Consider the following 25410-nt stretch of genomic DNA (forward strand, 5'->3'; position numbering starts at 1 on the left):
TGAAACATCCCATGGAAGACCGTAAGTGCGTGTCATCCGGAAAGCTGAGGCAAAAATGGCGAATTTTCTCTATCAGAATGACCTGCCCGATGGGCTCGATCTGGGCCCGGTTGTGGCCATCGACTGTGAAACCATGGGGCTCAATCCGCATCGCGACCGGCTGTGCGTGATTCAGATGTCAGGCGGGGATGGCAACGCCCATCTGGTGCAGGTGGCCAAAGGTCAGACCAGCGCGCCCAATCTGGAGAAAATGCTGACCGATCCGGATGTGTTGAAGCTGTTCCACTTTGGCCGTTTTGACATTGCCGCGATGTACAACGCCTTTGGCGCGCTGACTGCGCCGGTCTATTGCACCAAAATCGCGTCCAAACTGGTGCGCACCTATACCGATCGCCACGGGTTGAAAAACCTGCTGCAAGAGCTGGTGGGCGTGGATGTTTCCAAACAGCAGCAGATGAGCGACTGGGGGGCGGAAACCCTGACCGAGGCGCAGCTCGACTATGCCGCCTCCGATGTGCTCTACCTGCATGCGCTGAAGGAAAAACTCGACCTGCGTCTGGCCCGCGAAGGCCGCACCGACATGGCGCAGTCCTGTTTTGATTTCCTGCCCACACGCGCGCAGCTCGATCTTGCAGGCTGGCCTGAACAGGACATCTTTGCCCACTAACCCTCCCTCACCGCTTTCTAAGTCAGATGGACCACGGAAGACCTCATGACAGACGCAGACAAGCAGACCTTTCTCGAAACCGCTCGCCGGGTGATTTCCATTGAACAAAACGCCCTCGGTGCGCTGGCAGACAGCCTCGGACAGAACATCGGCGAGGCGGTGTCGCTGCTGCTGCATGCCAAGGGGCGGGTGATTGTCTCTGGCATGGGGAAATCCGGGCATATTGCCCGCAAGATCGCCGCAACCTTTGCCTCCACCGGCACACCGGCACAGTTTGTACATCCCGCAGAGGCCAGCCACGGCGATCTGGGCATGGTGGCCAAAGGAGATGTGGCGCTGGTTCTATCCAACAGCGGTGAAACCCCGGAGCTGGCCGATCTGGTGGCACATACGCGGCGCTTCAACATTCCACTGATTGGCGTGGCAAGCCGCCCGGAAAGCACGCTCATCACCCAAAGTGATGTGGCTCTGATCCTGCCCAAAGCGGAAGAGGCCTGCGGCACCGGCGTGGTGCCCACCACGACCACCACCATGACGCTGGCCCTTGGGGATGCGCTGGCGGTGGCTCTGATGGAACATCGCCGCTTCACACCAGAGAACTTTCGTGCCTTCCACCCCGGTGGCAAACTTGGGGCGCAGCTCACGCTGGTGCAAGATCTGATGCACACCGGTGCCAAAGTTCCGTTGATCGCAGAGAACACGGCGATGCCCGCCGCGCTGGACGAGATCAGTGATAAAGGGTTTGGCGTGGTTGGCATCACCAATGCCAATGGCGCCCTGACCGGGATCATCACCGATGGGGATCTGCGCCGTAAGATGGACGGCATTCTGCAGCAGACCACAGATCAGGTCATGACGGCGGCCCCGATGACCATCGCCCCCGGTGCCATGGCCGAGGAGGCCGTGGGCATCATGAACCAGCGTCAGATCACCTGTCTGTTTGTGGTGGATGCAGAGCAAGGCGGCAAGCCGGTGGGCCTGCTGCACATCCATGATTGCCTGCGGGCGGGTCTGGGCTGAGCGGGATGCGGCGGCGGCTGACATATTCCAATCTGGTCGCCGGGCTGAAGGTGATCCTGCCGCTGGCGGCGCTTGGCATTCTGTCGACCCTGTTTCTCGTCTCTCAGGAAGTGGATCTGGAAAGCGCCATTCCTTTTGCTGACGTGGAACTGGAAAAGCGTCTGCGCGACCGCCAGATCACCGCACCCTATTTTTCCGGCCGCACCGAACAGGGCCACGACATCACTGTGACCTCGGCCACAGCCCGGCCTGACCAAGAAGACTCATCGCGCATCATTGCCGATCAGATCGGCGCGCTACTGACAACGCAGGATGGCACCGAAGTGACCATCCGTGCCGAAGCAGGCGATATGGACGGCAGCTTTGAGGAGGTGATTCTGGAAGGGGATGTGGAAATCCTCACCAGCAATGGCTTCACCATTCTGACCGACGAGATGACCTTCGGCCTGACCGATGCCCGCGCAGACACCGCAGGCGACGTGCGGGCCGAAAGCGCGCTGGGCACGCTGACGGCAGGGCGCATGGCGCTGCGGCCCTCCGGGGAAAACAATGAAATATATTTGTTTTTCACAAAAGGCGTGCAATTGGTATACACGCCCACAAAGACCAAGAGGTGACCTGTGCCATTGTTCCGACTGTTGATGATGATTTTGCTGGCCTTAACGCCGGTTGCAGGCACAGCGCAGGGTTTGCAGCTGGGCTTTGGCAAATCCGAACAGGACACGGGCCTGCCGGTGGAAGTCACCGCAGAAAGCCTGTCGGTCAACCAATCAGACGGCAGCGCCGTATTTGAGGGCAAGGTCGATATTTCACAGGGCGACATGCGCATGACTGCGGATCAGGTCAATGTGCATTACACCGACGACAATCAGGCCATTGAACGGCTGGTGGCGGCCGGCAATGTGCTTTTGGTGCAGGGCACCGATGCGGCTGAAGCCGATGAGGCGGTGTATAGCATCGAAAGTGGCAATGTGGTGATGACAGGCAATGTGACTGTGCTTCAGGCTGCGACCACCATTTCCGCTGACAAAATGATCCTGAACCTCAACAATAACACCGCCCAGTTGGTCGGTCGTGTGAAAACCGTTCTGAAATCTGAGTAACCATGTCCAAACCTGATCTCTCTGTCACAACAGGCAGCTCCGGCCTGCACGTGGAAAGCCTGCGCAAAGCCTATCGCAAGCGGGTTGTGATCCGGGATTTCAGCATGGAATTGCAGCGCGGCGAAGTGGTCGCTCTCTTAGGCCCAAATGGCTCCGGCAAAACCACTACATTTTATGCCGTGGCGGGACTGCTGGTGCCCGAAGGCGGGCGCGTGTCCATTGATGGGCGCGATGTGACCACGCTGCCGATGTACCGCCGCGCCAAATTGGGCATTGGCTATCTGCCGCAGGAAATGTCGATTTTCCGCGGCCTGTCGGTTGAAGACAACATCACCGCCATTCTCGACATCACCCACAGGGACCGCCACAAACGCCGTGAGCGCCTTGAAGAGTTGCTGTCAGAGTTCTCCATCGAACACCTGCGCCGCGCCCCTGCGCTGGCTCTCTCCGGCGGGGAGCGTCGTCGCGTGGAGATTGCACGGTGCCTCGCAGCAGATCCAAAATACCTGTTGCTGGATGAGCCTTTTGCCGGGGTGGATCCGATTTCAGTGGGCGATATCCGCCATCTGGTCGCGGATCTGAAGAAACGCGGCATCGGTGTTCTGATCACCGACCACAATGTGCGTGAGACCCTCGAAATCGTGGATCGCGCCTATATCCTTCATGACGGCAAAGTGCTGATGTCGGGCACCCCTGAAGAGGTGGTGGAGAACGAAAATGTGCGGCGGGTTTATCTGGGCGAGAACTTTCGCATTTCCTGAACCTCGCCAAGCACGTGCGCAACGCTTACCCCTGTCTGCCGGTCTGCGGAAAATCGCACAAACTTACGCTCGGTCATTGACTCTTAACTCCTGTGCTACTCAAATACAGGTATGACATTTGATCGACTCCCCGCTGTGATGATGGCGGCCTTCTCACCAAGGCCGGATCACTCGCAAGGAGCTCAGATGTCCAATTCCAGCATTCGGACCTAACTGATAACGGGCAGTTCAAGCTCGTGGTCCGACATGTCATCGAAAAGGAGACAGGATGCGCTATCAGATTACCGGAAAACAGATCGACGTTGGCGACGCGCTGCAGACACATGTCAAAACAGAGCTTGGCAGTGTGTTGGAAAAATACGCAGGCCGCCCGACCGACGCGACCGTCACGTTTTCAAAACACGCCCATGAATACATGTGCGAAGCGACTGTCCACCTGTCCACCGGCCTGACCGCGCAAGCCAAAGCGCATTCTACTGAAATTTATGCCGCTTTTGACGGATGTGCAGAAAAAATGGACAAACAGCTGCGCCGTTACAAGCGTCGGCTTAAGGATCACCATAAGGAACGTCAGGATCCGGTTGAACTTTTGGGGGCATCCTCGTATATCCTCGCGCCTGAAGCTGAAGAACATGAGGCCGAGCCAGATACGCTGCAACCTGTCATCGTCGCAGAGATGGAAACCAAAATCCCATCTCTGAGCGTTGGTGAAGCGGTGATGCAGATGGAACTCGCGGGATCGCCGGTACTGGTCTTCAAGAATGAAAGTAAAGACGGATTGAACGTGGTCTATCGCCGGGAAGATGGCAACATAGGCTGGATTGATCCGCAGGCATAAGCGATTGCGCACAGACCGCGCACTCCGGAGACACAGGCAAGATGGACCTTTCTACGATCCTCAAGCCAGAGGCGGTACGTGTTATCACAGCCGCCTCAAGCAAGAAGCGTTTGCTTCAGGAATTTGGCGACCTGGCGGAATCCGCCTATGGGCTTCCTGCCCAACCGGTTGTGGAAGCCCTGCAAGAACGTGAAAACCTCGGCCCCACAGGTGTGGGGCACGGAGTAGCTTTGCCACATGCGCGGTTTGACGGGCTGGACCGGGTGGTCGGCGCGTTTATCCTGTTGGAAAAACCTGTGGATTTCAATTCTGTAGACCGTCAGCCAATCGATGTGGCTTTTGCGCTTTTTGCGCCAGAAGCCGCCGGCGTCGAACACCTCAAAGCTTTGGCCCGCGTGTCACGCCAACTGCGGGAGTCGGCCATCTGTGCCAAACTGCGAGCCAATCCAGATCCGGCCAAGCTGTTCATGATCCTGACAGAGGCCGACAAGGTTCAAGCCGCCTGAAACAGGCCGACTGAAATCAGGGCTCAGGTCAAAAATTACGCGCCGCAGGATCCCCCTCGCGGCGCGTTTTCATTTCCAGCTGTCATAGCCAAAGGCGATATAATCCCGTTTGTAGATGTCCTGCACCATGCGCTCGATCTCTTCATCGTAGATGGCCTCAAGCGAGACCGGATGCCGTGGTGCCACCTCCTCCGGATCCGGCGCATCCAGACGCCCCACCTGCATCGCCAAGGCCGGAAGATAGCTCACCAGTTCTTCTTCCCGCAGAATCATATCCGGCAAAGCCAGATCCGCGAATCCCTGCATGGCGGTGGATTGGCTCACCCAATGGGCATCTTGGCGAATGCTGGTTTGCCCCGCGAGATTCGCCTTCACAAACTCCAGATAGGCCACAAAGGCGGCGCGATGCTCCTCTACGCCATAGTCTGGCCCCGGCAGATCTCTTGGCATGGGCATCTTGTAAATCCGCCGCAGCATCCGGCGGATCTTCTTATACACGCCCTCCTCTGCCGCCAGCAGACAGTCACAGAAAGCCGCATGGGCCCGCACCACCGGATGGCGCACCACGGTAAAGCTGCGATGCCCTTTATGCGCTTTTTTCCACTGGCGCAGGGTCTTCTGACTGAAATCATGGATCAGCCCATCATGCGCAACATGGTCCAGCGCCGCCATCCACTGTGTCACCGTCTCCTGCGGGCCAGACCGCATCGGCAGATACAGCAAAGGCGCAACCGCACAGGCCACATAGCTGGGCACAGCTGCGCCCCGACGCGGCTCAAAGTTCGGCGTGCGCGTCAGATTGAAACGATCCATATCGGCCAGCGCCAGCGACACGTCGCCAAAATTGGACACTTTGTCTGACAGCGGGCTTGGGTTTTGCCGCTTCATCTTGTCATCCAGCGCGTCAAGCGTGCCGGCATGGCCCAGAAACCGCGCCAGCCCATTCATCACGTCCAAATCATGCAGATCTTCATAGGCCACATAGAACGCCGTTTGCCCGCTGACCTGCAGGGCCCGCATCAAGGTGACCTGAAAATCCTGCAACTCTTCGACATGCTGTTTGAACTCGGGCCCATCAAACCGCACCTTGCTGTCTTTGCGGCGACGCACGTCGGTCAATTTCCACTGGCCCGTAGCGCGTGCGATCTTCCAACTGACATAGCTGTCCAGCGGATTGCGCGTCAGTACGATCTTGGCGCAGCGTGGATCAGACAGGATGGTCTCCAACACGCGGGGTTCATGATCGTGAAAAAACCGAAAGCCTGACAGCCCCTCGGTGGCTTTCAGCGCTGTGATCAGGCGATGAGGATCTTCTGTGCGCTGCTCAAGCGTGATGTCCAACAGCGCGTCTTTGTTTGGATAGCCGATGAAATAAGGGTTGAAGGCTTCGCCGTGACAGCTCAGGCCGTCAAACCGATTGATATTTGCCTCAAGAAAATTGGAACCGGTGCGCATCTCTGCAAACACCACAAAATAGTCAAACGCTTTGGTCATACGTAATTACTGCACCAAATAAGGTTTGCGGGGTGGTTTTTTCTGATCGGTCTCACCATGAGACACAGGAAAATCTCCCATCAAATAGGGATGCATCCCCTGATTTTTCAAATTCTGTAGAAACTGCCCAAAGCCGGTCAAATCCGTCATGCGCGGCGCCTCGCCCAGTCGGCGGGCCTTATCCGGGCCGATCTCATCAATGATGGTCTGCAAGGGTTCCATCGGCGATTCAATGAATTCCGCCAAGGTCCAGATACGCACCCGCGCCTTGGCATAGGGGCTGCGCAGGGCAAAGAGCTGATCATTCTCCAGCTTTTGAAGCCGCGCCGCCTCTTTACGAATATCCGCAAAATTGAGGTTGGATTTGAACAGGGGAATCGCCCAGGCACCGCTGATCACCGACACCTGCGCATTGGGATCTTTTGCGAAAAACCACACCGGCGCCCCTTCATCGCGCGGCCCAACCTGAAAGCACTGACGCTCACCACGCGTGTTCCAGATCAGATTGGTGAGAAAAGCAATCGAATTGTAATCCCGGTTCTTGGGCGCATCGCTCAGCGCGCCATTGATCACCCGCTGCCCCCCTTCAAACTCCGCGCGCTCCGGTGCAAACAGATGGCCATGCACCCGTGCCCCCGTGGCCCGCGACAGCCAGGGTTCGAAATCCTCAAACAGCTCAGCAAAGCCGTGAAACACGGAATAGCGCCCAAAGGTCATGCCGTTTTCCCAACCTTCATTGGGGTGCCGGCTTTGCATATAGAGGCCCGTGCGCCCCTTGGTGCGCCGCTCTACCGCCTTGGCAAAGATCCGGTCGATCTTGGCCGGATTGGGCTCGCTCATCTTGATGGCCCCTTCGGGGCTGCGCAGGAAGCCATTGTACAGCTTATTGGCATGGGGCCAGATCTTGCGCGCCACAAAACAATCGGATCGCCGCAGCAACTGCAGGTGATCGTCATAGAAAATATGGGGCTTGCCCTGAAAATCAAACTTGCTGAGCGTCAGGGAGCGACTTTCGATATTGCTGGAATACACCCGCGCCAGCGTTTGAAAATAGCTTTCATCGGGAATCCACACGCGCTTGAAAAACGCATCAAAACTCTCTCGCTCAGGGTCTTGGAGGATCGCGGAAAGGGTTTGGCGTGTCAGACACCACCACTGGCTGCCCATATGCGGCACGATCCCATTGGGAATGCGCCGCTTGACCCGCAGAAACCGCTGAATGTCGACCCATTTGTCAAAGAGATAGCGGTGCCGCTTCCAAGAGAAGGGAAAATGCAGCGTGAAGCGTTCATGATCCAATCCGCCCACTGTCCAGGGCACATCTGCCGTGGTCGCGCTCTCAATGAAATCCGTGCGCGGGCGGGCGGCAAGATAATCTTTCAATTCCTGCACCGGGCGCAGTGGCAGACAGGAGCCTGAGGACAGGTAGACATGGCGCACCTCCGGGAAGTCCGCCAACATCATCTCTCCTGCGGATTGTGAGGCGGCCACAAGCCCCCATCCGCCCCATTCACATTTGTGCCGCTTGCAGAAGCGCACGTCGGGCACATCCGCCAAAGCGCGTACAAATTTCTTGTATTGCTTGGACTTCACCGTGGCGTCCACATGGATCACCACAGGACAGCCGTAGGCCACCCAGTGGCGCGCCACCTGTTCAGCCCGCCCAAAGGCCGTGTGCACCAGCATCAGGATCCCGACACTCATGCCCAGTTCCCCTTGGACATCAGGCCCAGAATCTCAAGCTGACGCCAGTTGATGTATTTTTCGCTCCATTTACACCACAGTTCCGGGCTGTGGCGCAGGTGTTCGGCATAGGCCTTATATTCCACGCTGGCCGAGTAATGCTCGTTGCGCTGTAACTCTTCTTCTGCCTTGGCGGTGAACGTATCCAGAAACTTGGCATGCAGCAGAAGGCCGGAGGCTTTCTCACCGCCCCATTCATCAAAGACCTGATTGAGCCCCCGCGGCAACAACATATGCGTCGAGCTGGCATAGCAATATCGCCGGTTCCATTTCACCAGCGGGATCTTATTGAGTGCGGGTGCAAGCTCCGGCTCATTGGGAAAGAACACCCGAGAGCGTGGCCCGCCCTGAATCCACAGGTTGCCATAAACCGGGTTCTTCGTGGCCGTATAGTTGCCCGCGTCAAACCAACAGGCAATCTCAAGCGGATCCTGCCCGGATTGATAAGGCTGTTCCGTGATCGGGCCCCGTGGATACATGTCCAACAGCATCGCACTGAACGATTTGATCGAACTGGCATCCAGCCAGTCCGTCAACGCGCGGATCGGGCGCGTGTCACAGAAGGGATAGATGAAGAACTCATCCGGATCGACCACCAGACACCAGTGATTGTGCCCATAGCGAAATTGCAGCCAATTGAGCCAATCCACCCCAAACTTAGAGCGCTTGTAGCTTTTGCGGGTGTGCCAGACCGACACATCCGGCTGTTCCATCAGATACTCAAGCGAACCATCATCACTATCGTTGTCCACAATCAGGAAATGATTGATGCCCTTGTTGCGGTAATACTCCAGAAAATAAGGCAGCCGGATCAGCTCGTTACGCAGTGTGGAAAACACCAGAAGATCGCTGGATCTGATCTGACCGGTGCGGTCGACCATATTGCGCAGCTCACGGCGCTTGCGGATCGCCCGCGCAAGCCGATAGCGGCGTCTGACCCGAAGCCGATATGATTGCAACGCGCTCACCTGGTGTCCTTGACCTTCTTGTATCCCCAAAGGCTCCGGACCAAAGAGGTATCACGTGACCCTTAAGACCGCGTTGAAATGGGCCTCCCACGTCGGAGGGCACACAGGCTTGCGCAGATCAGGATCCGTTGACCCTGCGGCGGGATCCGCCGCGACCAGAGACCAAACGATTGTTTCCCATGAATAAACATCTGAAACGCTTGCGTAAATGGGATAATCCGCAAGAACTTCCTGCATAACCGGAAGGTTATCGGAAACCACCGGAATCCCCAGTGCAGCGGCCTCCAGCGGGGGCAAACCAAAACCTTCCGCGCGGCTGGGAAACAAAAGCCCCTGCGATCCGGCCAGCGTCGCCGCCAACGCCGAATCACTAAGCTCATTGAATTCCAATACAAATTTCCCGCGCAGCGGGGTATTGTCCAAACGATCCAGCACCCGCTGGCTTTCCCATCCACGTCGCCCACAAATCACCAGTCGAGGCATTTTCTCCGGGTCTGCGCTGCGCGCCATCTGCTCCCAGAGCGAGAGCAGAAAAGGGATATTCTTGCGCGGCTCAATCGTGCCAATGCAGACAAAGTAAGGCGCCGCAATCTCCAGCCCCTGCGCATTGTCCACAAAATCGAAAAAATCTGCCTCCAAGCCAAGATGCGCCACCGTGATCGGCGGCACCGGTCCCAGCTTGGCCATATGTTTGCGAATGCCGGCCGCAGAAGCCTCTGAGTTGGTCAGGATCTGATCCGCCTGAGCGCTGCACCGCCGCAGGATCGCGGCCAGCTTATCCACAGCCTCAGGCGTCTGGTAATGCGGGTGGTCCAGCGGGATGGTGTCATGCAAAAACACCGTCACGCGCGCCTCAGGCACGGATTTTACCGCCGCGAGCACACGATCTGTCAGCTGGGTTTGATCCACATTGATATAGGCCACCCCCGCAGGCAGGTGCCGCCGTAAGATATACTTTAGGAACCGAGGACGCGCGCGGGCGATTGCATGGCGTCGCACCAGTGTGTCTGTGACCTGTCGCCGATCCCCCGCACCGTGGCGCAGTCGGGAGAGGAGATCCGGTGCAGGCCAGGGCGCCTCCCCCTCCAAACAGGCCAGCACCGCCTGCATGCCCTTGCGATCAAGCAGGATATAGCCCAGCCACGTGCGCACCAGACCAAAGCAGGGCAGCTCATCCGCCACAATGGCGCGCAGATAGGCGAGACAGACCCGGTCCACGCCAGAGGGGCGGCGTCCCTGCAAAGCAAGGACGCGGGTCATTTCCAACAGACGGGCCGTTGGGGGATTTTCGGTAAGGGCGTCGGGCCTACTTGTCGTAGTGCCCGTTCTGATGCCACTTCCATGCATCGGCAATCATCAGGTCCATAGTTGAGCGCTTTGGCTCCCACCCTAGCTCTTTACTCGCCCGTGTCGAGCCTGAGACCAGTTTGGTACAATCACCGGGCCGACGATCGCCCTCATTATAGGGAACCTCGCGGTTGGTGACCGCCCGGGACTGATCAATCACTTCACGCACAGAGAAACCGGTGCCAGTGCCGAGATTGAAAATCCGACTGCCACCACCATTCAGCAGACGCTCCAGGCCCAACACATGCGCATCCACCAGATCGCAGACATGCACATAGTCACGAATACAGGTGCCATCAGGCGTGTCGTAATCCGTGCCAAAAATGGTCAGCGCGTCGCGTTTGCCATCAATCGCATCCAGCATCAGAGGAATCAGATGGGTTTCCGGCCGGTGGAACTCACCCACCTCTGCGTCTGGATCTCCGCCCGCCACATTGAAGTAGCGGAAGATCACCGACTGCAGGCCGCTCGCCCCTTCAAAATCGCGCAGCATATCCTCAATCGCCCGTTTGGACGCGCCATAGGCGTTGATCGGCAGCTGCTCGACCTCTTCATCAAGGGTCACATTGTCATGGTCGCCATAGGTGGCACAGGTGGAGGAAAACACAAAATTGCGCACCCCCGCATCCACCGTCGCTTCGATCAGGTTGAGCGAGCCACCCACATTGTTGAGCCAGTATTTGCCCGGCTCTTTCATGCTTTCGCCCACTTGCGACAAGGCCGCAAAATGCATCACGGCGATGGGATCATATTTGGCAAAGACCTCATCCAGACGGGCGCGATCCAGCAGATCGCCTTTCTCAAACGGGCCAAATTTGACCGCATCTTCCCAGCCCGTGACAAGGTTATCATAGGTAACCGGCACAAACCCGGCCTTGGCCAGCGCCTTGCAGGCATGCGAGCCAATATAGCCAGCGCCGCCGGTGACAATCACGTGTTGCACGTTGGTCTCTCCTAATGGGTTGCGTCTGGCGCTTATTCAGCGGCCCGTCGCGAGGCGACCAGCTCTTCAAGATAGGTGGACAGCTCATCACGCAGCTCATCACGCGCCAGGCCAAAGGCCACGGTCGCCTGCAAGAAGCCCGCTTTGGAGCCGCAATCGTACCGCTGCCCCTGGAAGCGATAGCCATATACGCCCTGATCTTTGGCAATCTCGGTCGCAATCGCATCAGTCAGCTGAATTTCGCCACCTGCGCCTTCGCGCTGATCCGCGAGGTTCTGGAAGATATCCGGCGTCAGGATGTAACGGCCAATTACCGCCAGATTGGAGGGCGCCTCGCCTGCGGGTGGCTTCTCGACCATACCCTTTACCGAGACCAACGCACCCATGTCTTCCTGCACATCCAGTACCCCGTAAGATGAGGCCTTCTCATGCGGCACTTCCATCGCTGCGACCATACAGCCGCCAGTATCCTGATAGGCATCCACCATCTGCTTCAGACAGCCGGGTTCACCGGCGATCACGTCATCCGGGAGAATCACGGCAAAAGGCTCATCCGCCACCAGACGGCTGGCACAGGCCACAGCATGGCCAAGGCCAAGCGCACGGTGTTGACGGATATAAGCAATGGTGCCGCTTTCCATGTTGGTGGCTTCCAGCTCTTCCAACAGGGCCGTCTTACCCTTTTCGCGCAATGTCTGCTCAAGCTGAGGCGCGTGATCGAAGTAATCTTCCAGCGCGCTTTTGCCCCGCGACGTGACAAAAATAAACTCGGTGATCCCGGCCTCACGGGCCTCATCAATCGCGTATTGGATCAACGGGCGATCCACCAATGTCATGATTTCCTTCGGCACCGATTTGGTGGCAGGCAAGAACCTTGTTCCCATCCCAGCAACCGGAAAAATGGCTTTGGTCACCTTTCGTTGCATGCGCAGCTCTCTTTCAATTTTTTCAACGCTTGTACCATCAACTTACAAAGAATGAAGGCAAATACTCTAAATCAAATTCACACTAGCGCGATACCATGATCGCTTTTCAAATACCACATGCGCCGGATGAAGAATTTGACAAGACTGCACATTCTCCATCCTTGCTGGGCATTCCCTAGGCAAACTTCCGCTGCATTGATCAGTTGAAGGCATTGGAAATCGCGAACAGTGATCCAACCAGTGCGATCACAGCCTGCGCCGGTTTGACCGCAGATTCACTGGCCACCACGATATCGCCGGGCTGAATCTCAAATTTGCTTGCGCCAAACAAGCTGTCTGCCTGCGTCAGGTCGAGCGCAAAGATCACATGCGACTGCTTGGGGCCAGTCCCATCGCTGCGAATCGCGTCCTGATCATAGCGCCGCAGAACGAACACTCCCTGCGGGTTCGCCCTTTGAGGATCCAATCCACCAAGTTGGGCCACAGCTTCGGTTGCCGTGATGGTCTCTTCATTGAAGTAGACCTGCTGTTCCTGCAACGTGGCGCCAAACGCGATGTAATAGCGTTCGTCTTCTTCGACGATGATCTGATCACCGCCGTTAACGATCACATTTTTCTGTGGGTCCTTCAAAAGGCTGTCGAGCGGTATTTCATAAGACTTGCCATTGCGCTGCAGGCGCACCAGCGGGTTTTCCACACTGTCCTGAACGCCACCGACCTGCGCAATCACCGACAGAATCGACACATTCCGATCCGTCAGCTGCAGACGCCCCGGCTGGGCCACACCTGTGACCACATCAACGGAGTTCTGAGGGCCGCTGGTCACGTCAATCTGCACCTGAGCAGAGGGCGCAATCGGCGACAATTGGCCCTGAATTTTCTCACGGGCCTGATAGGGCGTCAGCCCGGCCACCATGATGTCATTCACGTAAGGCACAAAAATCGTCCCGGCATCGGTCACCTCAACAGGGCGCAGCGGCACCGACCGATCCGTCGGACCCAGCAAAAGCGAGTTGTCCTGATTGTCCCACACCGTCAGCGTGACCTGATCACCGGGTTTGATCAGCCGGCTCTGAGGACCGGGCGTGCGCGCAAACCAGTGGTAATGCCCATGCCAGCCAGACTTCGGCCATTTGGAAATCTGTGCCACAGAGGCCCGCGTGACCGGCTGCACCATAATATCTTCGGGGACTTTCTGATCACCCACAATCTCAGAGGCAATCGGCCCACCGCGCGGCAAAGAGCAGGCCGTAACGCTCGCAAGTGCAAGCACCGCTACTATCCAAGTCAATCGAACCCGCATGTCAAATCTGCCTCGTTGGTGTAATAAGTTTGTAGTTGCGCGCACCCGGCATCAGCAACTGTCCCCCAAAAATTTCTTCCGGGACCGTGCGCAATTAACCACATGACGGCCCCAAACTGTGTTAAATTTCAAAAATCGACTATAAAACACTCAATCACATTATAAAAATACGCAGGACCCTGCGCCACGTTAACCAACATCTACGTTTCCTATACCAAGAACTGGAAAGCATTTAAAAACTGATTTTAATAGAATTGTGCCTGCGCTAACATATGCCCAGATGACCGTGCTCATGAACTGAGCATTCTTCGATTTCACTGTTAGGTCTCCTGGGCAAGAATGCCCGTTGTTTTAGAGCGCAGATAGTAACTGGTTTTGCCATTCCGGCGTTGTCTGGGTGAGAAAAGATTATGTTTTACAAATTATTAACTACGCTCTCTCATGAGCGCAAAGCTCTAGTCCTGCTGACTGTTGATCTGATGATGATCGCAGTCGCGCTCTTCTTGTCTCTCGGCCTCTCCAACGAATCGCACAGCTTCCTCACAGCCCTGTGGTATCTGCCCCCACTTCTTCTGGTGGCGGGCGGTGTGATCCATCTTCTGGGTCTCAATCGCATCAAACTGAACACCTACGGGATGGACGATATCACCAGCACGTTCATGGTGGCGGTGGCCTTTGTTCTGACAGGCCTCGCGCTTGGCGTGCTGTTGGGCGCACAGCAGATGCAGGCCTATACGCTGGTGCAAGCTGGCGGTCTGTTCATGCTGCTGTCCATCGCCAGCCGGATCGTGATGCTGAAAATCGTCCAGCGCACCTATGCCAAACAGGTGATGCGTCGCCGCGTTCTTATCTATGGGGCCGGACAGACTGGTCAACAATTGGCCGCCGCCCTGCAAACCGACGATGAATTTGCCGCCGCCTGCTTTGCAGATGATGACACCAATCTGCAAAAGCTCACCATTCTGGGGCTGCGCGTGCATTCCCCCAACAAAATTCCCATGCTGGTGCGCCGCATTGGCATTGAGCGCATCATTTTGGCGATGCCTTCGGCGGATCAATCCGTGCGGATGCGACTGGCCAAACGGCTGTCTGGCCTGGGCTGTGAAGTGCTGGCCCTGCCCTCCTTTGCCGACATTGTGCTGCGCGGTGAAGAATCCACCGCCGCCGCCCCCGTCGCGCTCAACAGCCTGCTGGGCCGGGATGCCGTAAAAGACGAACTGCCGGAAACGAAATCGACCTACCATGGCCGTCGCATTCTGGTGACCGGTGCAGGTGGCTCAATCGGAGGCGAGCTCTGCCGTCAGCTGGCACGCTGTAAACCAGCGGAACTGGTATTGCTCGATCACAGCGAGTTTGCACTTTATCAGGTCTCAAAATCCCTGCGGGAAAGCCACCCCAACACGAAATTCTCTTCGGTTCTGGGCTCTGTGGAACACCCGGAACTCGTCGCAGACGCGCTGACCACCTATGATATTGACGTGGTGTTTCACGCCGCCGCCTACAAACATGTCGGCCTTGTGCAGGAAAACATGTTCGAAGGCGTGCGTAACAATGTGATCGGCACACGCGTGGTTGCTGAAGAGGCCCGCCGCGCCGGGGTAGAGCGGTTTATTCTGGTCTCCACCGACAAGGCCGTGCGCCCCACCTCCATGATGGGCAGCTCCAAACGTCTGGCAGAACTCTTGATTCAGGATCTCGCCACACGCTCGGAACACACCAAATTCTCCATGGTCCGTTTTGGCAATGTGCTGGGCTCCTCAGGCTCTGTCATTCCCCTGTTTCAACAACAGATCCGCGAAATGGGGCCTGTGACGGTGACCAACAAGGACGTCACCCGCTATTTCATGACCGTGGATGAGGCCGTGCGCCTCGTGCTGCTGGCCGGTACGTTTTCTCGTGGCGGCGACGTCTTTGTGCTGGATATGGGCCAGCCGGTGTCCATCTATGCCATGGCGCGCAAAATGATCGAAGCCGCCGGACACAGCGTGCGTGATGAGCAAAATCCAAACGGTGACATTGCCATTGTCTTCACGGGCCTGAAGGAAGGCGAGAAAATGCATGAAGAACTGCTGATTGGCAGTGACATGCTGACCACGCCCCACCCCAAAATCATGCGCGCACAGGAAAACCAGATCTCACGCCTTGCCGTCGCAGGTGCGCTTCAGGATCTGCGCCGCGCCATCGACACCCGCGATGAAGAGCTGCTCAACGCAACCCTGACACGCTGTATCGCGGCGGATGCAGTCTCCTATCCTGATGTCAATAAACCGACACTCAGCGTGGTGGGCGAAGGTTAACCCCCGCCCATCCGTGCCCATCTGTCGGTGGGTCAGATCACACTGCGTAGTAATCCCGATACCAGGCCACAAATCTGGCCACGCCCTCTTCGACCGGTGTCTGAGGGATTGTGCCAGTCAACTGTTCCAGCAGCTGCGCATCCGCCCATGTGGCCGGCACGTCGCCGGGTTGCATATCCATGAAGTTCTTCTCAGCCTCTTGCCCCAAGGCACTCTCAATGGCTTTCACAAAAGCCATCAACTGCACCGGTTGGCCATTGCCGATATTCACCACACGCCATGGCGCAACAGGGCTCAGGCTGTCCCCCGTCCGCACCACATCCCGCGCCTCTGATGCCTCCGGCACCGCCGCAATCAAATTCACAATCCCGGTCACCAGATCATCAATATAGGTGAAATCCCGGCTCATATCGCCGTGATTGTAGATGTCGATCGGACTACCTTCCAAAATCGCTTTGGTGAATTTGAACAACGCCATATCCGGGCGCCCCCAAGGGCCATAAACCGTGAAGAACCGGAACATGGTGGTCGGCAGGTGATAAAGATGCGCATAGGAATGCGCCATGACCTCATTGGCCTTTTTGGTCGCGGCATAAAAGGACATCTGGCTGTCGGCCTTATGAACTTCCGCATAGGGCATCTCCGTATTGGCCCCATAAGCCGAGCTGGTGGAGGCCAGCAGCATATGCTGCGGCGGATAGGCGCGTGCGGCCTCCAGCAATTCAAAGGTGCCCACCAGATTGGCCTCAACATAGGAACGCGGCGCATCAATGGAATACCGCACCCCGGCCTGCGCCGCCAAATGGATCACCACATCCGGTCTGTGCTCCGCAAAAAGCGCCATCAGCACGCCCTCGCCCTCAAGCCGGTCTTCCACAGCCGTGAACCCTACGTGTTGTTTCAGAATGCTGTGGCGGCGCTCTTTCAGAGTGACATCATAGTAGTCGGTCATCGCATCCAGACCGACCACACGCCAACCCTCCTGCAACAGCCGCTGTGCGGTGTGAAATCCAATGAACCCGGCGGTGCCTGTCACCAAGGCTGTGCGCTGCTCTTGTGTCATTGCTTTTGACCTTCCTGTTTCGTGACGCACCCAGCCATTTCTGGCGCAGTTTCCGTCAGCAATCTCTGTGCTCTGATACGCGCGACTTCCTGCTTCAGACGTGCGGAAAACCCGCTGAGGCGGAACAGTTTCTGACGCCGTTCTGAGCGCCCAAACAGCCCGCCAATCTGTACCCAATAGCCTTTTGGGTGAAAGCGCACAGTATGAAAAAGCGCTGTGCGCGAAAAAATGAAAACGGAAGGCCGCTGCCCCTGCGCGACAGCCTGCGCCGCCGCAGCCAGAAGCGCGCGCCGCCGCCAATAGCGCCCGGCAATGATCACCTGAGCCCCCGACTCGGCCGCAAAGGGGCGAAACGCCTCTGGAGACGGGCCAATCACGGGCATCTGCCCCGTCATGCGGGCCTGACCTTCCGCAAAGCCCTGATCCAGACCGCGCAGCAGCCGCCTCACATCGCCGGGCATCATCTGCCCCGCAACCATATGGGTTAAAAGGCGCCGCCGCTGCCCCTCCCGAAACCGCGACCAGACCGTTTCCACCTGTGCCGCGTCGCAATGTTTGCCCAGAAACACCGCCATGCTCGCGGCAATTTCGGAAAGATCACGCGGCACCCGCGCCTCTGTGCGCCAGCGATTGGCGGAGAACCCGTGGTGCACCTCTGCCAGAGGCGCGATGGCGGTTTTATAACCGGCCTGCGCCAGCCGCAGATTGAGATCCGTCTCGTCCAGATAATAATGCAGCGCCGGATCAAACCCGCCCAGCGCCGCCAAAACCGACCGGCGCACCGCCATATTGGTGCCCTCTGTTTTGATCCCCCGCCCGCCTTCCGGCGTCAGCACCACCGCCTCTGACCCGGTAATATCCAGCGGCGTCGTCTGGCCGCTCCCATCCACAGTTTGGGCGCGCCATTGAAAGCTGATGCCATTGCGCCCGCGCACAAACCCACCTACTGCCGCCACATCCGCACGGGCAAATGGCGCCATAAGATGCTGCAACCAGCCCGTCTCCGGCACCGCATCGTCATCCAGAAAGGCGACAATCTCGCCAGCAGCCAAGGCAATGCCACGGTTGCGCGCCGCAGAGATATTGGCCAACTCATAGGGCGCAACTTTGATCTGGTCCGCAAAGGACAAGGCAGACAGCGCGGCCTGCCCTTCCTGATCGGTGACAACCACCACTTCAAACGCAGGGTAAGACAGCTGCGACACCCCCACCAGCGCACGCCGCAAGGCGTCCGGCCGTCCCCGACTCACCACCACCACACTGACCGTGGGATGTGCGAGTGGGGGCGGTGTCATGGAGTGCCCATCTCCGCCATCATGGCCTCAATACGTGGCACATCCTCAGGGTTGTTGAGCTCCCAGAACTGACGCCCACGCGCCTCGACCTCAACACAGAGCACCTGTCGCCCGTGCTCCATGAACCGCAGCTGTTCCAGCCCTTCAAGCTGTTCCAGTGGCCCAGCCTTCCAGCCCGCATAAGCGCCCAGCGCCGCAGGGCGATAGGCATAGACACCCACGTGGTGAAACACGGGGGTGTCATCGTCATCCGCATAGGTTTCAGAGGTGAAAGGCACCACCTCTTTGGAGAAATAAAGCGCGTGATGCGCGGTGGTAAACACGGCCGTGGTGCCGCCCACACGCCCGGCCTTGCGGTCCTCCAGAAAGCCGTTCAGCGCGCGGCCATCACAGCGCAGCACCGGCGTGGCCACCTCTGCAGCAGTGTCCTGACGCAGGCCGCTCACCAGATCTTCGACAAACCAGGCCGGGGTCAGAGGCGCGTCGCCCTGAAGATTGACAACGATGTCATAGCCGCCGCCCAGAACATCAAAGGCCTCGGCACAGCGTTCGGTGCCATTGGCGCATTCTGGCGAGGTCATCACCACCTCTGCGCCAAAGGCTTCGCAGGCTGTCTTGATACGATCATCATCCGTGGCCACAACCACCCGGTCCACGCCCGAAACGGCACAGGCCGCTTCCCAGCTGCGTTGCACAAGGCTTTTCACATCGCCGCTGGCGCCTTTCAAGGTGGCCAGAGGTTTGCCCGGATAACGGGACGAGGCATAACGGGCCGGGATGACGATCAGGACAGACATCAAGCTTCTTTCAGGTCCACTTTTGGCGCATAGGCGATGAAGAACGGGTTGGCGAAGTCTTCTTTGCCATAGACCAGCGGGCTGTGATCATCAAAACGGACCACCTGACCACCGGCGCCAAGCAACACAGCATGACCCGCAGCAGTGTCCCACTCCATGGTGCGGCCCACACGCGGATAGATATCCGCTTCGCCGGTCGCCACGAGACAGAACTTCAGGGAGCTGCCTGCGCTCTTCATGTCTTTGACGTTGTATTTGTTGATGTAGTCATCGGTGGCCTGATCGCGGTGAGATTTTGAGGCCACCACAAACAGCGCGGCATTGTCGCTGTCGGCCACATTGATCGGCGTGATGGTGCCCACTTTCTTGGGGTCAAACATCCCGGTTTCCTCAACCGCCTGACCGTCTTCCTGTGTGAAGAACATGCGGTTGCGCGCCGGAGCATAGACCACACCGCGCTGCGGCACACCATTTTCCACATAAGCGATGTTGACGGTGAAATCGCCGCGGCGGTGGATGAATTCTTTGGTGCCATCCAGCGGATCCACGATCAGGAAGGTATCACCTTTGGCCTTGTGGCTGTCGGATTGTTCCTCAGTCACCAGCATCACATCCGGAAAGGCCGCCCGCAGACCGGCAGAGATCAGCGCATCCGCCGCCTCATCTGCCGCAGTCACCGGGCTGTCATCGCTTTTGACTTTGACGTCAAAATCATCTGCTTCGTAAATTTCCATGATCTTCTCGCCGGCCAAAATTGCCAGCTCACGCATAACGGGGATCAGTGTTGTATAATCCAAATCATTTCTCCAAATGACGTTTGTTGTCTAACAGGGACGCGCCCCTTATGCTCGCTGTGTAAGGGAACAGCAAGATTTCCATGCCATGGATTGAACATAGACATGTAGAATAGGCAATGTTTCAGCAAACCGCTCCCAAAACGACTCTTGCTTCTGCGCTCAACATCTTCGAGTTGGTCTACCACTCGATTGTGCGGAGCGTGCGTAAATCCCATGGCAATGCGCTGATGTCCATTGTCATGAACATGCTGCAATCCATTGTCTTTGTGATGGCCTTTTATGTCATGTTCAGCGTGCTGGACCTACGTGGTGCTGCCCTGCGGGGCGACTTCATGATTTACATCATGTCCGGCGTCTTTCTCTTCATGACCCACACCAAAACGATGGGGGCCGTGGTTGGCGCAGAGGGGCCCTCCTCCCCGATGATGAAACACGCGCCGATGAACACGATCATCGCCATCATGTCTGCCGCGCTGGGAACGCTCTATATTCAGGTGCTGTCGCTGTTTGCCATTCTGTTCATCTACCATGTGGCCTTTACGCCCTTTGTGATCGACCAACCGATGGCGACCTTTGGCATGATTCTCGTGGCCTGGTTCACCGGTCTGGCCATCGGCACGGTCTTTCTGGCGCTCAAACCCTGGTTTCCGACCTTTGTGCAAATCGCCAACACGGTCTATTCACGCGCCAATATGATTGCCTCGGGCAAAATGTTTGTCGCCAACACCCTGCCGCCCTTCATGCTGGCGATGTTTGACTGGAACCCGCTGTTTCACGCCATCGATCAGGCACGCGGCTTTGCCTTCATCAACTATGTGCCGCGCAACTCTTCTGTTACCTATCCCATTGTCCTGGGGATCGTGCTCTTGATGATTGGCCTGATGGGCGAGTTTTACACCCGCAAACACGCCTCCCTCAGCTGGAGTGCCCGCCGGTGATCCGGATCATCATTGCGCTCTGCCTTTGGCCACTGTCGCTTTGGGCAGACCCGCTGCCCGCGCTCTATGACGTCGTCGGTGTGGAGGTCGATGACACGCTCAACATCCGCCGCCTTCCCAATGCCAGCGCCGCACAGATTGGCACCCTGCCCAATGATGCACGTGACATCGAAGTGACCGCACAAAATGACGGCGGCACATGGGCGCGCATCAACATCGGGGAGGGACATGGCTGGGTCTCTGCACGCTACCTCACACGCAGCGCAAACCCGGGCAAAGCCCTGCACTGCTTTGGCACGGAGCCCTTTTGGTCTGCAAAGCTCAGCGAAGGTCAGCCGCTCCGCTACACCTCTCCGGACGAGCACCACCAGACCTCAGATTTGGGGAAACGCATTCGCAGCGCGAACCTCACCGACCGCTTCGCCCTGCAATTTGGACCAACCCTTGCCATGATCAAACGGGCGGAATGCTCTGATGGCATGTCAGACCGCCTGTTTGGCCTGGAGGCGGATCTGCTTCTGAACAGAGATGGCACATCTGCGCTGCTGTCAGGCTGTTGCAGCATCGCCCCGTGACGCGCTCCAAAAGATCCCCGCAACAGTAACTGACCTCAGCTCGGCTCCGCCACTCTGAGTGTGATGTTGATCCGGCCGCCCTCTGGCAGAAGCGACGAAGATTTGAAGCGGATCCGGTCCACCCCGTGATAGGCCAGCCGCGCCGCGCCACCCATCAACACCACATCCCCGGAATTGAGCCAAACCGACTGCGTCTTGCCGCCGCGTTCCACACTTCCCATGCGGAACAGACCATCATCCCCCAGCGAGACCGAGAGAACCGGATAAGAAAAATCCCCCTCATCCCGATCCTGATGCAGTCCCATACGCGCGCCCTCGCCGTAAAAATTGATCAGACAACAATCCGGCTGTCGCGCAAGCCCCGTGAGTTCCTGCCAGAGGCTCAAAATCCGCGCCGGGATCGGGGGCCACCCCATGCCATCAGGATGGTGCGGCTCATAGCGATAACCCCGCCGGTCGCTGATCCAGCCAAGACGCCCGGCGCTGGTCATTTTCACGCTCATCTGCTTGCCACTGCGAGTCACCGGATGTCGCATCGGCGCGACCTGCGCCACCGCACGCAGATCCGCCACCCAGGCGCGCTGATCCGCGCTGCTCAGACAGCCTTTGAAGATCTCAAAACCCGCAATTTTTAACGCTTCCGTCAGTTTCCCGGCCCCCATCAATAAAATGCCTCATAAAATGTAGCGAATCCGCCACAATCCCCCAACCGAGAAGCTTGCAGGCTTTTTTCATGCTCCCTATATACGCTGCGAAGCGCATTTCAGCTCACCGCTGATGTGCCCAATGGATCGGGGCGTGGGCGCCATAACGGGTCCTGCCTTGAATTATCGCCTTAAGTAGAAGGGATCAAAAATGAGCAAAGTGATTGGTATCGATCTCGGTACAACCAACTCCTGTGTTGCCATCATGGATGGCTCTCAGCCAAAAGTCATCGAAAACGCCGAAGGCGCGCGCACCACGCCGTCCATCGTCGCGCTGACCGATGACGAGCGCCTTGTGGGCCAGCCGGCAAAACGCCAGGCCGTCACCAACCCAGAAAACACCATCTTTGGTGTGAAGCGTCTGATCGGTCGTCGCAAGGATGACGCAGCGCTGTCCAAAGACCTCAAAAACATGCCATTCTCCGTGATCAACGGCGGCAATGGTGACGCTTGGGTCGAAGCCAAGGGTGAGAAATACTCCCCATCCCAGATCTCCGCTTTCATCCTCGGCAAGATGAAAGAAACCGCTGAGAGCTACCTCGGCGAAGACGTGACACAGGCCGTGATCACCGTTCCTGCGTATTTCAACGACGCACAGCGTCAGGCGACCAAAGACGCGGGCAAGATCGCGGGCCTCGAAGTGCTGCGCATCATCAACGAACCAACCGCAGCCGCGCTGGCCTATGGTCTGGACAAAGAAGACACTCAAACCATCGCGGTCTATGACCTTGGCGGCGGTACCTTCGACGTGACCATCCTAGAAATCGACGACGGCCTGTTTGAAGTGAAATCCACCAACGGTGACACCTTCCTCGGTGGTGAAGACTTCGACATGCGCATCGTGAACTACCTCGCGGATGAGTTCAAAAAAGAGCACAAGGTCGACCTGACCAAAGACAAAATGGCGCTGCAACGTCTGAAAGAAGCGGCAGAGAAAGCCAAGATCGAGCTGTCCTCCTCTTCCCAAACCGAGATCAACCAGCCGTTTATCTCTATGGATCCGGCCACCGGCACCCCGCTGCACATGGTTATCAAACTGACCCGTGCCAAGCTGGAAAGCCTGGTGAATGACCTGATCAAAGCCTCGCTCAAGCCTTGTGCCGCCGCGCTGAAAGACGCGGGCCTGTCCGCCAACGAGATCGACGAAGTTGTTCTCGTGGGTGGTATGACCCGTATGCCAAAGGTGATCGCAGAGGTGACCAAATTCTTCGGCAAGGAGCCACACAAAGGTGTGAACCCTGACGAAGTTGTGGCCATGGGTGCCGCCATTCAGGCCGGTGTTCTGCAAGGCGACGTGAAAGACGTTGTTCTGCTGGACGTGACCCCACTGTCTCTGGGTATTGAAACCCTCGGCGGCGTGTTCACCCGTCTGATCGACCGCAACACCACCATCCCAACCAAGAAGTCTCAGATCTTCTCCACAGCCGAAGACAATCAGAACGCTGTGACGATCCGCGTCTTCCAGGGTGAGCGTGAGATGGCGGCGGACAACAAGATCCTCGGCCAATTCAACCTCGAAGATATCCCACCGGCGCCACGCGGCATGCCACAAATCGAAGTGACCTTTGACATCGACGCCAACGGCATCGTGTCTGTGGGCGCGGCGGACAAAGGCACCGGCAAAGAGCAGAAGATCACCATCCAAGCTTCCGGTGGTCTGTCTGATGCGGACATCGAGAAGATGGTTCAGGACGCCGAAGAGAACGCCGAGGCCGACAAAGAGCGTCGCGAGCTGATCGAAGCGCGCAACCAGGCCGAAAGCCTCGTGCATGACACCGAAAAACAGGTGGCAGAGCACGGCGAAAAGGTGGATCCATCCACTGTTGAGGCGATCGAGCTGGCCGTGGCCGCGCTGAAAGACGATCTGGAAAAAGACGATATCACAGCTGAGAAGCTGAAGTCCGGCATCCAGAACGTCATGGAAGTGGCGATGCGTCTGGGCGAAGCGATCTACAAAGCCAGCCAGGATGAGGCCGGTGGCGCAGACATGCCTGACATGGACGAAGGCCCGGCCGCTGACGATGATATCGTTGACGCCGACTTCGAAGATCTGGACGACAACAAGCGCTGATCACAGCGCTCCCGGAGTTGAAAATCGGGCCGGTCCGCTTTCCGGATCGGCCCTTTTCATTCCGACCAAAGGAGTAACCCATGGCAAAACGTGACTTCTACGAGGTGCTTGGCGTCAGCAAAGGGGCTTCGGCGGACGAAATCAAAAAAGCCTATCGCAAGAAGGCCAAAGAGCTGCACCCCGACCGCAATGCGGACAACCCCGAAGCAGAGGGCCAGTTCAAAGAGGCCAACGAAGCTTATGAAATCCTCAAGGATGCGGAGAAGAAAGCGGCCTATGACCGCTTTGGACACGCGGCCTTTGAGGGCGGTATGGGCGGCGGTGGCCCGCGCGGTGGTCATCCCGGTCAAGGTGATTTTGCCTCTGCGTTTTCCGATGTCTTTGACGACCTGTTTGGCGACTTCATGGGCGGCGGTGGCCGCGGCGGCGGCGGTCGTCAACGTGCCTCTCGCGGGGCCGACCTGCGCTACAACCTGCGTGTGACGCTGGAAGAAGCGTTCTCCGGCCTGCAGAAAACCATCAATGTCCCCACCTCCGTCGGCTGTGACAGCTGTGATGGATCCGGGGCCGAAGGTGGGGCCGAGCCCACAACCTGCCCAACCTGTTCGGGCATGGGCAAGGTGCGCGCGCAGCAGGGCTTCTTCACGGTGGAACGCACCTGTCCGACCTGCTCGGGCCTTGGTCAGATCATCAAAAACCCCTGTAAGAAATGTGGCGGTCAGGGCCGGATCGAAAAAGATCGGGCCCTCTCGGTGAACATTCCCGCCGGGGTGGAAACCGGCACCCGCATCCGACTCGCTGGCGAAGGCGAAGCGGGCATGCGCGGTGGCCCATCCGGTGATCTCTACATCTTCATCGAAGTCAGCCCGCATAAGATCTTTGAGCGTGACGGCGTGAACCTCTACTGCCGCGTGCCCGTCTCCATGGCGAGCGCCGCGCTTGGCGGGGACATCGAAGTGCCCACCATCGACGGTGGCCGTTCCCGCGTGAAGATCCCTGCAGGCTCACAATCTGGCCGCCAGATGCGCCTGCGCTCCAAGGGCATGCCCGCCCTGCGCGGCGGTGGACAAGGTGACATGATGATCGAACTGGCGGTGGAAACCCCGGTCAATCTCACCAGCCGTCAGAAAGAGATCCTGCGCGAGTTCGAAGATCTGTCCGAGGAAAACAACCCTGAAAGCAGCAGCTTCTTCAGCTCTGTCAAAGGCTTCTGGGACAGCATGAAGGGCTAAGCAACCCAGTCCACCCTTTGTT

At 57.7% G+C, this 25410-nt stretch carries 24 protein-coding genes; 12 read left to right on the forward strand and 12 right to left on the reverse strand.

Annotated elements, in window-relative coordinates:
- Positions 1-55: 55 nt before the first annotated feature.
- The 7 genes from J7382_RS00630 to J7382_RS00660 all read left to right on the forward strand — a co-directional run bounded on the left by J7382_RS00630 (position 56) and on the right by J7382_RS00660 (position 4895).
- Positions 56-667, forward strand: coding sequence for a ribonuclease D (locus J7382_RS00630; RefSeq protein WP_209066425.1), 612 nt, complete (start codon positions 56-58; stop codon positions 665-667).
- Positions 668-712: 45 nt separating this feature from the next.
- Positions 713-1687, forward strand: a complete 975-nt coding sequence (locus J7382_RS00635) for a KpsF/GutQ family sugar-phosphate isomerase (protein WP_209066426.1) — start codon at positions 713-715, stop codon at positions 1685-1687.
- 5 nt (positions 1688-1692) lie between these two features.
- The gene (lptC, locus tag J7382_RS00640) at positions 1693-2304 is read left to right on the forward strand and encodes an LPS export ABC transporter periplasmic protein LptC (RefSeq protein WP_209066427.1); all 612 of its coding nucleotides are present in this window, start codon (positions 1693-1695) and stop codon (positions 2302-2304) included.
- 3 nt (positions 2305-2307) lie between these two features.
- Positions 2308-2790, forward strand: a complete 483-nt coding sequence (gene lptA / locus J7382_RS00645; RefSeq protein WP_223229149.1) for a lipopolysaccharide transport periplasmic protein LptA — start codon at positions 2308-2310, stop codon at positions 2788-2790.
- A gap of 2 nt (positions 2791-2792) precedes the next feature.
- On the forward strand, positions 2793-3551 hold the full coding sequence (gene lptB / locus J7382_RS00650; protein WP_058238869.1) for an LPS export ABC transporter ATP-binding protein: 759 nt from the start codon (positions 2793-2795) through the stop codon (positions 3549-3551).
- Between the two features lie 268 nt (positions 3552-3819).
- Complete coding sequence (gene raiA, locus J7382_RS00655; protein ID WP_209066428.1) at positions 3820-4389, forward strand: ribosome-associated translation inhibitor RaiA; 570 nt, start codon at positions 3820-3822, stop codon at positions 4387-4389.
- Positions 4390-4430: 41 nt separating this feature from the next.
- Complete coding sequence (locus J7382_RS00660) at positions 4431-4895, forward strand: PTS sugar transporter subunit IIA (RefSeq protein WP_209066429.1); 465 nt, start codon at positions 4431-4433, stop codon at positions 4893-4895.
- A 69-nt stretch (positions 4896-4964) separates the two neighbouring features.
- On the opposite strand, the gene J7382_RS00665 is transcribed toward J7382_RS00660, so the two are convergent.
- From J7382_RS00665 to J7382_RS00695, 7 genes are all read right to left on the reverse strand, one after another.
- Positions 4965-6389, reverse strand: a complete 1425-nt coding sequence (locus J7382_RS00665) for a sulfotransferase family 2 domain-containing protein (protein WP_209066430.1) — start codon at positions 6387-6389, stop codon at positions 4965-4967.
- Positions 6390-6395: 6 nt separating this feature from the next.
- Positions 6396-8093, reverse strand: a complete 1698-nt coding sequence (locus tag J7382_RS00670) for a beta-1,6-N-acetylglucosaminyltransferase (protein ID WP_209066432.1) — start codon at positions 8091-8093, stop codon at positions 6396-6398.
- Positions 8090-9100, reverse strand: a complete 1011-nt coding sequence (locus J7382_RS00675; RefSeq protein ID WP_348539984.1) for a glycosyltransferase family 2 protein — start codon at positions 9098-9100, stop codon at positions 8090-8092. Before J7382_RS00675 ends, J7382_RS00670 begins: the two co-directional genes overlap by 4 nt.
- Before the next feature lie 51 nt (positions 9101-9151).
- Positions 9152-10360 carry a glycosyltransferase family 1 protein gene (locus tag J7382_RS00680; RefSeq protein ID WP_209066433.1) on the reverse strand — a complete coding sequence of 403 codons (1209 nt, stop codon included), beginning with the start codon at positions 10358-10360 and terminating at the stop codon, positions 9152-9154.
- 46 nt (positions 10361-10406) lie between these two features.
- A complete protein-coding gene (gene galE / locus J7382_RS00685) occupies positions 10407-11390 on the reverse strand; it encodes a UDP-glucose 4-epimerase GalE (RefSeq protein ID WP_209066435.1) in 984 nt (327 codons plus the stop codon).
- Positions 11391-11422: 32 nt separating this feature from the next.
- Entirely contained in the window at positions 11423-12316 is an 894-nt protein-coding gene (gene galU, locus J7382_RS00690; protein WP_209066437.1) for a UTP--glucose-1-phosphate uridylyltransferase GalU, read from the reverse strand.
- 199 nt (positions 12317-12515) lie between these two features.
- A complete protein-coding gene (locus J7382_RS00695; RefSeq protein WP_209066438.1) occupies positions 12516-13589 on the reverse strand; it encodes a polysaccharide biosynthesis/export family protein in 1074 nt (357 codons plus the stop codon).
- A gap of 440 nt (positions 13590-14029) precedes the next feature.
- Between J7382_RS00695 and J7382_RS00700 the strand changes: the two genes are divergently transcribed.
- Complete coding sequence (locus tag J7382_RS00700; RefSeq protein ID WP_209066439.1) at positions 14030-15916, forward strand: nucleoside-diphosphate sugar epimerase/dehydratase; 1887 nt, start codon at positions 14030-14032, stop codon at positions 15914-15916.
- A gap of 37 nt (positions 15917-15953) precedes the next feature.
- On the opposite strand, the gene J7382_RS00705 is transcribed toward J7382_RS00700, so the two are convergent.
- From J7382_RS00705 to cysQ, 4 genes are read right to left on the reverse strand one after another with little or no spacing between them, the layout of a single operon-like run.
- Entirely contained in the window at positions 15954-16979 is a 1026-nt protein-coding gene (locus J7382_RS00705) for an SDR family NAD(P)-dependent oxidoreductase (protein WP_209066440.1), read from the reverse strand.
- Entirely contained in the window at positions 16976-18274 is a 1299-nt protein-coding gene (locus J7382_RS00710; protein ID WP_209066441.1) for a glycosyltransferase, read from the reverse strand. The genes J7382_RS00705 and J7382_RS00710 overlap by 4 nt, the downstream gene beginning before the upstream one ends.
- Positions 18271-19071, reverse strand: coding sequence for a manno-octulosonate cytidylyltransferase (locus J7382_RS00715; RefSeq protein ID WP_058238856.1), 801 nt, complete (start codon positions 19069-19071; stop codon positions 18271-18273). The genes J7382_RS00710 and J7382_RS00715 overlap by 4 nt, the downstream gene beginning before the upstream one ends.
- Complete coding sequence (cysQ, locus tag J7382_RS00720) at positions 19071-19868, reverse strand: 3'(2'),5'-bisphosphate nucleotidase CysQ (protein WP_209066442.1); 798 nt, start codon at positions 19866-19868, stop codon at positions 19071-19073. Before cysQ ends, J7382_RS00715 begins: the two co-directional genes overlap by 1 nt.
- Positions 19869-19984: 116 nt before the next feature.
- Between cysQ and J7382_RS00725 the strand changes: the two genes are divergently transcribed.
- Entirely contained in the window at positions 19985-20806 is an 822-nt protein-coding gene (locus J7382_RS00725) for an ABC transporter permease (protein WP_209066443.1), read from the forward strand.
- The gene (locus J7382_RS00730; RefSeq protein WP_209066444.1) at positions 20803-21381 is read left to right on the forward strand and encodes an SH3 domain-containing protein; all 579 of its coding nucleotides are present in this window, start codon (positions 20803-20805) and stop codon (positions 21379-21381) included. Before J7382_RS00725 ends, J7382_RS00730 begins: the two co-directional genes overlap by 4 nt.
- A 35-nt stretch (positions 21382-21416) precedes the next feature.
- On the opposite strand, the gene J7382_RS00735 is transcribed toward J7382_RS00730, so the two are convergent.
- Positions 21417-22043, reverse strand: a complete 627-nt coding sequence (locus tag J7382_RS00735; protein ID WP_209066445.1) for an alpha-ketoglutarate-dependent dioxygenase AlkB — start codon at positions 22041-22043, stop codon at positions 21417-21419.
- A 193-nt stretch (positions 22044-22236) separates the two neighbouring features.
- On the opposite strand from J7382_RS00735, the gene dnaK reads away from it, so the two are divergent.
- Positions 22237-24156 carry a molecular chaperone DnaK gene (gene dnaK / locus J7382_RS00740; RefSeq protein WP_209066446.1) on the forward strand — a complete coding sequence of 640 codons (1920 nt, stop codon included), beginning with the start codon at positions 22237-22239 and terminating at the stop codon, positions 24154-24156.
- 80 nt (positions 24157-24236) lie between these two features.
- Positions 24237-25388: a molecular chaperone DnaJ gene (dnaJ, locus tag J7382_RS00745; RefSeq protein ID WP_209066447.1), complete on the forward strand. Its 1152-nt coding sequence runs from the start codon at positions 24237-24239 to the stop codon at positions 25386-25388.
- Positions 25389-25410: the final 22 nt, after the last annotated feature.

The organism is Shimia sp. R11_0, from assembly GCF_017744035.1.
GTDB lineage: Bacteria > Pseudomonadota > Alphaproteobacteria > Rhodobacterales > Rhodobacteraceae > Shimia > Shimia marina.